The organism is Cytophagales bacterium, assembly GCA_019456305.1.
In the GTDB taxonomy this organism is placed as follows: Bacteria; Bacteroidota; Bacteroidia; order Cytophagales; family VRUD01; genus VRUD01.
Genome location: VRUD01000098.1, coordinates 2,708 through 13,787, shown reverse-complemented (window position 1 = coordinate 13,787; position 11,080 = coordinate 2,708). Strand labels below are relative to the sequence as shown.

Sequence of the window (11,080 nt, the reverse complement as noted above, 5' to 3'; positions counted from 1 at the left end):
GACTGCCGACTGATTAGTTACATTTACCTTTTTTTTATTTATGAAATTCGCATTGATAGGAGCCACCGGCTTAGTAGGCAGTAAAGTAATTGAGATTTTACAAGAAAGGGATTTTCCAGTTACTGAATTTATTCCGGTGGCATCAGAAAGATCTGCCGGAAGAGAAATAAGGTATAAAGGTACAGGGTATAAGATTATAGGGATAGAAAATGCGATTACAAAACACCCTGATATTGCTATGTTTTCAGCGGGTAGTTCAATCTCTCTGGAATGGGCGCCAAAGTTTGCAGACGCAGGAACCACAGTTATAGACAATTCTTCTGCCTGGCGCATGAATCCCGGTCATAAATTAATAGTTCCTGAGATCAATGCGCATCTGTTGACAAAAAACGATACGATCATTGCCAATCCTAATTGTTCTACGATTCAAATGGTAATGGCACTGGCGCCATTACATAAAAAATATGGGATAAATAGGATTGTGGTTTCTACTTACCAATCAGTTACCGGCTCAGGCAGGAAGGCAGTTGACCAATTGATGGGTGAAAGGAAACCCGAAACCCGAAACCCGAAACTTGATCCCGAGTACTTCCCCACGAGTTATTCGGTGGGACAGGCGGGACGAAATCCAAAACCTGCCCGCCAAAGGCCTATGGCAGGCGGGTCCAAAATCGTAAATCGTAAATATGAAATGGTTTATCCCTATCAGATAGACCTGAACGTAATCCCTCACATAGGTGATTTTGAAGAAAGTGGATATACCAAAGAAGAGGTAAAAATGATCAATGAAACCAGAAAGATTCTTGGTGATGACAGTATTAAAATTACAGCTACCACAGTGAGAATACCGGTTTTGGGGGGACATTCAGAATCAGTGAATGTAGAATTTATAGATGACTATGATCTAAAAGAAGTGAGAAATATCCTGAAAAATACACGGGGAATTGTTTTAAAAGATGATGCTGAAAAGCTTAACTACCCTATGCCCATCGATGCACAAAATAATGACAAGGTTTTAGTGGGACGCTTAAGAAGGGATGATTCCCAGCAAAAAACGCTCAATATGTGGATCGTTTCTGATAATCTTAGAAAAGGAGCTGCTACCAATGCGGTGCAGATTGCAGAATATATTGTAAATGATCTTTGGTAATTAAACAATGAGTCCACTCTAAAAAGTGTTTTTGGTTCTTCCCGCAAGTGCGGGACAAAGAGCGCAAAGTTATATACTTAACTAATTGATATTCAATCCTTTGCGAACTTTGCGTCTTTGCGAGAAACGATTTCTTTTCAATTTTTTACTTTTTAGAGTGGACTCAACAATTTAATATAAAATGTCTGAAAAATCTATTAAATCACAACTAGGTCTCAAGCATTTTCATTACCCTGACAAATATGGTGAATGGCTAGGCTATAAAATGCTGAAGTTTGATCGTAAAAAGCAAAGTGTTGAAGGAAGTTTAAAGATCCGTAAAGACCATCTTTCACCGGCAGGACGGGTTCATGGTGGAGTTATTTCAGGATTTTTTGATTTTGCTTGTGGTGCAGCAGCGTTTACTACGATGGATGACAGTGATTTCTGCTCAACGGTTGAGCTTAAGGTGAATTATTTCCTGCCAATAGAACTGGGCGACAACCTGATAATCCAGACTAAGGTTGTTTTCCGGGGCAGGAAAATTTGCGTGATCCATGGATATATTTACAGAAAAAATGAAACACAACCAACGGCAATGGCGACTGCTACCTTTAATATTGTAGCTGATAAGCAATTAATTCAGTTGTAATACGGTTGAATTATTAGCGTTTTACCTCTCTTTCTTCAAATCCTTCAATCAAATCTCCAACTTTAATGTCGTTGAAGTCTTTGATGCTAATACCGCATTCATACCCTGTTTTCACAGAACTGATGTCATCTTTAAATCTTTTCAAAGCATCGATCTGCCCGGAATAAGCTACAATACCATTTCTTATCAACCTGATATCAACATTTTTACTGATCGTCCCATCAGTTACATAACAACCCGCAATAGTACCAACTTTATTAATTTTAAAAACTTCTCTTACTTCTGCGGTTCCTGAAATTGCTTCTTCTACAGCAGGTATTAACATACCCTCTATTGCATCCTTCACTTCTTCGATAGCATGATAGATAACAGAATATAGCCTGATCTCGATTTCTTCTTTTTCTGCTAATTTTCTGGCGCCGGGAGATGGCCTAACCTGAAAACCTATGATCAAGGCGTCTGCTGCAGCAGCTAATATGACGTCAGATTCCGAGATCTGTCCCACCCCCTTATGGATCACATTTACATCAATTTCTTCAATGGCGAGTTCTAGTAACGAATCAGTTAGCGCTTCAACAGACCCATCCACATCTCCTTTAACAATTAGATTCAACTCTTGAAAATTACCTATGGCTAACCGTCTGCCTATTTCATCAAGCGTTATATGCTTTTTTGTCCTAAACTTCTGTTCCCGATGTATTTGCTCTCTTTTTGCAGCTATTTCACGAACCTCTTTCTCTGATTTCATTACATGAAAATTATCACCTGCCTGAGGGGCAGCATTCAGACCTAAAATCTGTACAGGCATTGAGGGACCGGCTTGATTTGTTTTTTTTCCGTTATGATTGGTCATATCCTTTACCCTGCCATAGTATGACCCTGCTAATATTATATCACCGACTTTTATAGTTCCTGTTTGTACTAGCACGCTGGTAAGATAACCTCTGCCTTTATCTAATGTAGCCTCAACTACGATGCCTGATGCATCTTTATTTGCATTGGCTTTTAATTCAAGAAGTTCAGCTTCAAGGAGAACTTTTTCAAGCAATTCAGGTATGCCAGTGCCCTTTTTAGCGGATATTTCCTGACACTGGTATTTGCCCCCCCAATCTTCTACCAGAATATTCTTTTTTGATAGCTCTTCTTTAACTTTTTCCGGGTTAGCTCCAGGTTTATCTATTTTATTTATAGCAATAATAACCGGTACTTCAGCAAGCAGTGCATGGTTAATCGCTTCTTTTGTTTGTGGCTTTACACCATCATCAGCTGCCACTACTATTATGACAATATCGGTTAATTTCGCCCCACGTGCTCTCATTGCAGTAAATGCTTCATGACCAGGAGTATCTAAAAACGTGATCATACTACCACTATCAGTAGTTACTTCGTAGGCGCCAATATGCTGCGTGATGCCTCCTGCTTCCTTTTCAATAACTTTTGTCTTTCTGATATAATCAAGTAAAGAAGTTTTACCATGATCAACATGGCCCATAATAGTTACAATTGGAGCTCTTTCTAATAGATCTTCTTCTTTATCTTCCTCAAGCACATTTACAATTTCTTCTTGTTCGATAGTAGTAAACTCCACATCATATCCAAATTCATCTGTAATAACTGTAATCGCCTCAGCATCCAATCTTTGATTGATAGATACAAACATGCCCAAATCTATACACACAGATATTACTTCATTTACTGAAACATCCAGGATGGATGCCAGATCATTGGTAGAGATATATTCTGTAACCTTAATTATTTTTGCCTCCTGCTCTTCCTTTATTAAATTCTTTTCTTGTTCACTAGTAACTGCTAAACGTTTCTTTCTTCTATATTTTGCCCCGGTAATTTTACTGTCTTTACCTCCACTACTTAATTTTGCAAGCGTAGTTTTGATTTGTTCCTGAACTTCCTTATTTGAGACTTGTAGTTTTTCTTTTCTTCTGGATCTTCTCCCCTTTTTGGATTTACGATCCCTGTTAAAATGTTGTTTTAAATCTAGTTTTTGGTGATGGCCTTCTACGTTTACTCTCCTTCTTTTTCGCTTGTTTCTGTTTTGAAGAATTTTATCAGATGAAGCAACCGCTTTTTTCTTTTTATTATTTTGCGGGGTATCAATTTTTCCAACAACAGTTAAGCCTTGAAGTTGCTCAGCTTTTGAACCAACGCTCTCAACAGCATCTTTATCGTCTTTTTTTACACCTTTTGTATCAGAAGGTAATATTTCAGCCTTTTCTTGCTGTGTTGGCTTATCCTTTTCACCAGGCTTCTTCTTGTTGTACTTTTGCAGATCTATTTTTCCAACTATTTTAACTCCTTCAAGTTTTATTTTTTCTACATCACCTTCTACATTGTCAGGGTCCTTTCCTTTTAATTTATTATCCTGCTTTTTAAAAGATTCACTTTCTTTTGTGCTGGTTTCAGAACGAGTAGCAAAAACATCTTTTATTGAAATTTCTTCGTCTTTGTATTTTCGCCTCTCTTCTGCCTGTGATATTGTATCAGTTATAAGATTTGAGTCGTGTTTTTTGTCAATAGTGATATCTAATGCGTCTTGCTTATCTAATACTGATGAATGAAATTCTTTCATCAGTATTTCAAACTGTTTGGACGTAATTTTGGCATTAGGATTATTCTGAACCTTAAATCCTTTGTTGCCCAGGTACTCAACAATAGTTGAAAGTCCTACATTCAACTTGGAGGCAACATGACTGAGTCGTATTTTTTTTTCTTCTGCCACAATTGAAGTACGAAGTACGAATTCAGATATTATTTGTACTTCGTACTTTATTTGTTACTCGATTTCAAATTCTTTTTTAAGAATATTTAGTACTTCTTCTATTGTTTCCTCCTCAAGATCAGTTCTTTTGACCAGGTCTTTTTTACCAAGAGTCAACACACTTTTTGCAGTATCTAATCCAATTTTCTTTAGTTCTTTTATGACCCATTCTTCTATCTCATCAGAGAATTCTTCCAATCCTACATCTTCTTCATCTACTTCATATTCGCTTAATTCCCTGAAAACATCTATCTCCATGTTTATCAGCTTACTTGCTAATTTTATGTTTTGTCCACCCTTGCCTATTGCCAGTGATACCTGATCCTGCTTTAAGTATACTGCAACGCGGCCTTCTTCATGGTCAATTTCTATTTTACTGACCTTGGCAGGACTCAATGCACGGGAGATATAAAGGTCCAGGTTTTCAGTATAATTGATTACGTCAATATTTTCATTTTCCAGCTCACGTACAATGCTGTGAATTCTTGTACCTTTCATGCCGACACAGGCTCCTACCGGATCTATCCTGTCATCATAAGATTCAACCGATACTTTTGCCCTTTCTCCCGGATCGCGTACTACTTTTTTTATAGTAATAAGTCCATCATACACTTCCGGAACTTCACTTTCAAAAAGACGTTCAAGGAACATATTTGATGTTCTTGAAAGTATGATCCTGGGATTACCATTAGACATCTCTACCCTATCAATGATAGCCCTGATATTATCTCCTTTTCTATATTTATCTTTAGGAATTTGTTCAGATCTTGGTACCACCAGCTCATTGTCATCATTATCAAGTAATAACACCTCCTTGCTTAATATCTGGTATACCTCTGCTGTAATAATTTCACCTACAAGTTCCTTATATTTGGCAAACACCACATCTTTTTCAAGATCTCTTATTTTTTGCATAAGATTTTGGCGTGCTGTCAGTACCAATCTCCTGCCAAAATCTGAAAGAGGTACCTCTTCTGCAACTTCTTCCCCAACCTCAAAGTCTTTCTCAATCTTTTTCGCTTCTGATAAGTAAATTTGTGAATGAGGTTGCTCAATCTCTACATCATCCGGAATGATCTCTCTATTCTGCCAAATTTCAAGGTCTCCTTTATCAGCATTAATAATAAAGTCGAAATTTTCGTCTGTTCCGAATTTTTTCTTTATCATTGTCCTGAAAACATCCTCTAGTATGTTCATCATTGTAGGGCGATCTATCTTTTTTGAATTTGCAAATTCTGCAAATGACTCAATTAATACATTACTGTCCATATCATGATAATTTATTTATGATAAAAAAAGGGGTTAATACCCCCTCTCATTATTTATCTTACCGGTTAAACCGCAAAAGTAATATAAAAATACAATAAAAACAAAAATTTTATAAAATATTTATACGTTAGACCGGTTCTTTATGTTACCCCACTATATAGAAACTTCATCCCGCAATGCGTGGGACAAAATAAATCCCAATTCCACAATCCCAAAATATAAAGAACTTATCTTCGCAAATTAATTAAAAAGTGAAATCTCGATATATTGAAGTGAAATTAAGAAATTAGTTGCTGGGTACTGGTTGCTGGGTAAAGGTAGTGATTACTGTCAGAAAGAATTACCAACCTGCCTGCCGAAAGCAAATTGTCCAGAGCCCAGTAACCAGAGCCCAGCAACTGTTCATTAAGAGCACAAATAATAGATTTGAATATAAGTTTCACTTAAACATTGAAATTCCGATACTATAAAATTTTGAAAACGTACCTGTTTTTCCGGATCAATATCATTGTTGCATTTTTTGCAGTCATTGCATATTTATCCTCTTATGTACCCCCGGACATCTTTTGGTTACCTGCAATTTTTGCCTTAAGCATACCTGTTATGCTCTTATTAAACCTTTTTTTTATCATTTATTGGTTTTTCAAAAAATCTTTCAGGTCAATATTATCAATTACAGTGCTGTTATTGGGCATCAAATTTATAAAAAGTACGTTCATACCTGGTTTTGACCCGCCTGTCCCCCCTGGTAACTCGGGGGGGGATAATCAGAATTTCTCCTCCGGTCTAATGGTTATAAGTTATAATGTGAGGGTATTTAATACCTACGCTCGCTTGAGGGATGAGAATAATGATTCGCCAGGGAAGATGATTGATTGGCTTGCTGATATCAATTCTGATATTTTGTGCCTCCAGGAATTTTTTTATGATAAAAAATCAGATATATTTAATTCTATTGATAAGATATCAGGAAAAAGAAAAGGGCACTACTACTTTTCTACAGCCCTGACGAATAGAATAGGCGCTCAATTCGGGATCATTACATTTTCTAAATTTCCAATTATAAACAAAGGAGATCTTGATTTTGGTAATAACACTTTAAATCAGGCTACTTATATTGATGTTATAATCACCAATTCAACAAACCCCGATTATATCGGGGCAGGTCACCAAATCAATAAACCCCGATTATATCGGGGCGGGTCAGCAGATACAATAAGGATTTACAATATACACCTTCAATCATTGCTGATAAAGGGAAAAGATATCTTCAAATATGCAGAAGAAAAGAATGATATTTTATCAAAAAGTAAAAATTTACTTCATCTCTTTAAAACAGTGTCTATATTACGCAGCAGGCAGCTTGATATTCTGATAAGTCATATCAATAATTCACCATACGCTGTAGTGGTTTGCGGAGATTTGAACGATACGCCTTACAGTTATACTTACCAAACCCTGGATAAAATTTTAAATAACGCTTTTGAAAAAGCCGGCAATGGCTTTGGATTTACTTATAACAGTAAATTCCCGTTTTTGAGGATTGACAATCAATTTGCCAGCAGATGCTTCACTATAAATTCATTTAAAACACATTATGAAGTAGATTACTCTGATCACTTTCCTATATCGGCTAATTATAAGCTAATGGAAAATGGGAATAAGGGAATAGGGAAATAAGGGGGTAAGGAAATAGGGAAATAAGGGTTGGCTATCATCGGATGACTCTCCGGGTTATGCGTTGGGGTCATCCGATGAATTTGCTGGCATAACGACTAAAAGGAAATAAGGGAATAAGAGAATGTATTTTATGATCACAATATAACGTAATTCAATAGTAATTCAATAGTAATTCAGTTGAATTACCAATGAATTACTATTAAATTACTATTGAGTTACAATTGAGTTACAATTGAGTTACACTTCTACAACTTCAATAGGTACTTCAAGCCATTCGGCATAATCCTTTCCATCTAACTCACAACTTTCATCATCTTGCTCATATTGCCATTTAACTTTTATGTCAAACCCTTTTTTATAGAGGGCTTCAAAACTTTTGAGCATATCCATTATATATTTTGCCGTAGCTGTATTATAGAGAACAAACTGCATTATTACCACAGTTTTATTTTTTGGGTGTTGGCAGTATTGCTCAATCCATTTCATTATTGGTAAATAAAATTCTTTTGTATTACCGGGTATTGACATTCCTTTAATTTCGAGCAACCCTTTTTGAGCATCAAGCGATACTGCGGGGGTTCTGTATGTTTTTTCTATTTGTAGATTTTCCATAATTTATTTTTTTTCTCGCAAAGCCGCAAAGGGCGCCAAGAATTATAAATTGTTGACTATTCTTGTAATACCATCTTTTATTATATTTACATTAAAATTGACAAGTAATCCTAATTTTAAATCAGTTAGTTTTAAGTAAGTCAATAATGTTTTTTGATGAACTGGTGCAATTGCTTCTATAGATTTAATTTCCACTATAACTTTATTTTCTACAATTATATCAGCTCTAAAACCAATGTCCATTTTTACTTCATCATAAACTACAGCGATTCCTTGTTGTCTTTTATATTTTATTCCAAGCTTATCAAGTTCATAACATATTGCTGCTTCATAAACAGATTCCAGCAAGCCAGGACCTAAAGCCCTATGAATTTTCAAAAATATATTAACTAATATCTTTGCAATTTCGTTTTCTGTCATATATTTTTTTCTCGCCAAGGCACAAAGAACGCAAAGTTTTATTTTGTTTTCTCTTTGCGCTCTTTGCGCCTTGGCGAGAACCTTTTTTTTGCTGCTTTGCGAGAAAATTATTTCAAAACCTCATCCCTATCACCAATATATCGTCTATTTGTTCGTAATTTTCTCCTGTTTCGGGGTTGGTGTGGGCTTGCCATTTTTCCAGGTTTGTGTCGAGTATTTGTTTTTGCTCTGCCATTGGTTTTTTGTGTATTGATAATAATAATTCTTTGAATCTGCGGAAGTTGATTTTCTTGTTTTCGGTGCCGCCTATTTGGTCTACATAGCCGTCTGAATAAGTGTATATGACATCGCCTGGCTCTATTTTTATTTGATGATTTGTAAATGGTACGTCTTGTTTGAAATGTACGCCTACGGGCATTCTGTCGGCTTTTGTTTCTATGAGCTCGCCATTTCTGATCAGGTATAAAGAGTTGAATGCGCCTGCGTATTGGAGTGATTTTGCTGAGGGAGCAGCCCCCCTAAATCCCCCCGAAGGGGGGACTTTGCCATCGCTTTTGCCTTGGGGAAGGGTAGAGTGTTGGCCAGTTCTCCCCCCTTTGGGGGGAGTTAGAGGGGGGCTGATATCTATAACGGTTATTGCAGCATCCATTCCTTCCTGTGCTTCTCCTATTTTGCCTGTTTGATGGAGTGATTTGATTATTAATTGGCGTAATTGGTCTAATATTTTGCTTGCTTTTATATCCGTAAATTCAGCTTTACTTACAATCTCATTAAGTAAAGCTGCTCCGAGCATGCTCATTAAAGCGCCAGGCACTCCGTGGCCGGTACAGTCGCAGGCAGCTAATATCATCTTGTTCCCTTTTTGAGCCGTCCAGTAAAAATCTCCGCTTACGGTCTGCTGTGGTTTGAAAAGTATAAAATGGTCGGGAATGCTTTTGGTTACATGTTCTTCGGGCGGTAATATTGCCTCCTGAATACGCAGGGCATAATTGATGCTGTCCTGTATTTCGTCTCTTTGATATGCTGCTTTATCTCTTTGTGCCGTTATTTCTTCATTGAGCGTGTTTAATTCCTGGTTTTTCTCCTGCATTGCTTCTTTTTGTGATGCTATCTCATCATTACTTTGCTTAAGCTCCTCAATGAGTGTGTTCAATTCTTCGTTTTTTCCCTGTACTGTTTTTTTCTCCTGGTTTAATTGCTTTGTTCGTTGTTCTACTTTTTGTTCCAGCAATTTTTTCTGTGCTATCAGCCGCCTCCCGTTTGCCCACACAATTAACCATATAACCATGATAGCCATAAAACCATATATCCCGTATGCCCACCATGTGCGCCACCAGGGGGGCAATACTTTGAAAGTATAAGTTACCGGCTCGCTCCAAATACCATCCGGGCTTTGCGCCTTCAACAAAAAGGTGTATTCCCCTTCAAAAAGGTTGCCGTAAGTAACATCCATTTTTTTTGTTACCGGGCTCCACTTTTCGTCCTGCCCTTCAAGGAAGTATTGGTAATTCACCAGGAAATGCCTGCCCGTTACTATCGCATTGTATTCAAACGTAACATGATTGTATTGATAAGGCAGTACAAGGTAACGCGGCAGGGGATAAAAGCGGGTGATGCCGTCAAATTGTATATCTTCGAACCGAAGGCGCATGGTGTCGCGCTCAGCTGTAGATAATGTGTGTCCGTAAGTGATTATTTCTTGTTGGGCGAGGATGGTACTGTCATCGGAGTCCCACTCCAGGTGGGGCTCCGAATGCTTTCCAGCAGAGTGGGAGCCCGACTTGGAGTCGGACTCCCATGCCCAATTCGTAATTCGCAGGGTATCATCATTCGTATATTCGTACAAATTCGTTATTCGTTGATTTAGATTATACCAACAAATATTCTCCTCTTGTATGCGTATGCTCTGAATGACAACCGTTGGCGGCTCATAGTTTTTGTGTACTGCTTTAGGGTCAAAACGTATCACCTTATCATCCCCACAGCCACCCCATATTACCCCTATATCTTCTTCAGTGCCGTGCGGCAGCCCCACTTTCGTAAAGCACATCGCATTCGTATTCAAATCTTTTATCGGCCAGCCCGTATTGTTGTTGTAGATTTCCCATACGGGCGTGTAATTTTCCAACTCCTCGTTACTAATATTCATCAGCCCAGCCCCCTTTATTTCCTTTATTCCCTCTATTGCCCCTGCGCGTGGCTCTCCCCCTTCAGGGGGTTGGGGGGTAGCGTGGGGCAGTACATATCCCTCTATTCCCTGCGTTAGGAATGATAATCCGCTAAACCCCAGGTTCGTTCCAATCCATAGCACGCCCTCTTTATCTTCCACCATGTCATACACCACCCCGTCCGCCAGCCCCTGTGCCGTACTAAAAGTCGTAAAGGATTTCCCGTCATAGCGGCTCACGCCTCCGCCATATGTGCCGAACCAAAGGTTTCCGCTTTTGTCCTCGGTGATGCTCCTTACATTATTATGCGCCAGCCCCTGTGCCGTACTAAAAGTCGTAAAGGATTTCCCGTCATAGCGGCTCACGCCTCCGCC

7 protein-coding genes and 1 pseudogene (1 of these 8 only partly in view) are annotated in these 11,080 nt (G+C 38.1%); 3 read left to right on the top strand and 5 right to left on the bottom strand.

Annotated elements, in window-relative coordinates; translation table 11 throughout:
* The first annotated feature begins 40 nt into the window (after positions 1-40).
* Positions 41-1,150 (top strand): aspartate-semialdehyde dehydrogenase, encoded by a 1,110-nt coding sequence (locus FVQ77_15805; protein ID MBW8051765.1) that lies wholly within the window; start codon positions 41-43, stop codon positions 1,148-1,150.
* 181 nt (positions 1,151-1,331) lie between these two features.
* Positions 1,332-1,781, top strand: a complete 450-nt coding sequence (locus FVQ77_15800; protein ID MBW8051764.1) for a PaaI family thioesterase — start codon at positions 1,332-1,334, stop codon at positions 1,779-1,781.
* Between the two features lie 13 nt (positions 1,782-1,794).
* On the opposite strand, the gene infB is transcribed toward FVQ77_15800, so the two are convergent.
* Together infB and nusA are read right to left on the bottom strand one after the other, a co-directional pair.
* Positions 1,795-4,518 (bottom strand): translation initiation factor IF-2, encoded by a 2,724-nt coding sequence (infB, locus tag FVQ77_15795; protein MBW8051763.1) that lies wholly within the window; start codon positions 4,516-4,518, stop codon positions 1,795-1,797.
* A gap of 54 nt (positions 4,519-4,572) precedes the next feature.
* Entirely contained in the window at positions 4,573-5,826 is a 1,254-nt protein-coding gene (gene nusA, locus FVQ77_15790) for a transcription termination/antitermination protein NusA (GenBank protein ID MBW8051762.1), read from the bottom strand.
* A gap of 474 nt (positions 5,827-6,300) precedes the next feature.
* Here nusA and FVQ77_15785 point away from each other — a divergent pair, with 474 nt between their 5' ends.
* Positions 6,301-7,506 carry an endonuclease/exonuclease/phosphatase family protein gene (locus FVQ77_15785; protein ID MBW8051761.1) on the top strand — a complete coding sequence of 402 codons (1,206 nt, stop codon included), beginning with the start codon at positions 6,301-6,303 and terminating at the stop codon, positions 7,504-7,506.
* A gap of 237 nt (positions 7,507-7,743) precedes the next feature.
* Here FVQ77_15785 and FVQ77_15780 read toward each other — a convergent pair whose 3' ends face one another.
* From FVQ77_15780 to FVQ77_15770, 3 genes and pseudogenes are all read right to left on the bottom strand, one after another.
* Complete coding sequence (locus FVQ77_15780; GenBank protein MBW8051760.1) at positions 7,744-8,118, bottom strand: DUF1987 domain-containing protein; 375 nt, start codon at positions 8,116-8,118, stop codon at positions 7,744-7,746.
* Positions 8,119-8,160: 42 nt separating this feature from the next.
* Positions 8,161-8,538 carry a GxxExxY protein gene (locus tag FVQ77_15775; protein MBW8051759.1) on the bottom strand — a complete coding sequence of 126 codons (378 nt, stop codon included), beginning with the start codon at positions 8,536-8,538 and terminating at the stop codon, positions 8,161-8,163.
* 112 nt (positions 8,539-8,650) lie between these two features.
* Positions 8,651-11,080: pseudogene (locus FVQ77_15770) on the bottom strand (SpoIIE family protein phosphatase) (it continues 759 nt past the right edge of the window).

What these genes read in the sequence shown, in the direction of transcription:
- FVQ77_15805 (MBW8051765.1), top strand. Translation starts at nt 41, where the DNA reads ATGAAATTCGCATTGATAGGAGCCACCGGCTTAGTAGGCAGTAAAGTA.
- FVQ77_15800 (MBW8051764.1), top strand. Translation starts at nt 1,332, where the DNA reads ATGTCTGAAAAATCTATTAAATCACAACTAGGTCTCAAGCATTTTCAT.
- nusA (MBW8051762.1), bottom strand. Translation starts at nt 5,826, where the DNA reads ATGGACAGTAATGTATTAATTGAGTCATTTGCAGAATTTGCAAATTCA.
- FVQ77_15780 (MBW8051760.1), bottom strand. Translation starts at nt 8,118, where the DNA reads ATGGAAAATCTACAAATAGAAAAAACATACAGAACCCCCGCAGTATCG.
- FVQ77_15775 (MBW8051759.1), bottom strand. Translation starts at nt 8,538, where the DNA reads ATGACAGAAAACGAAATTGCAAAGATATTAGTTAATATATTTTTGAAA.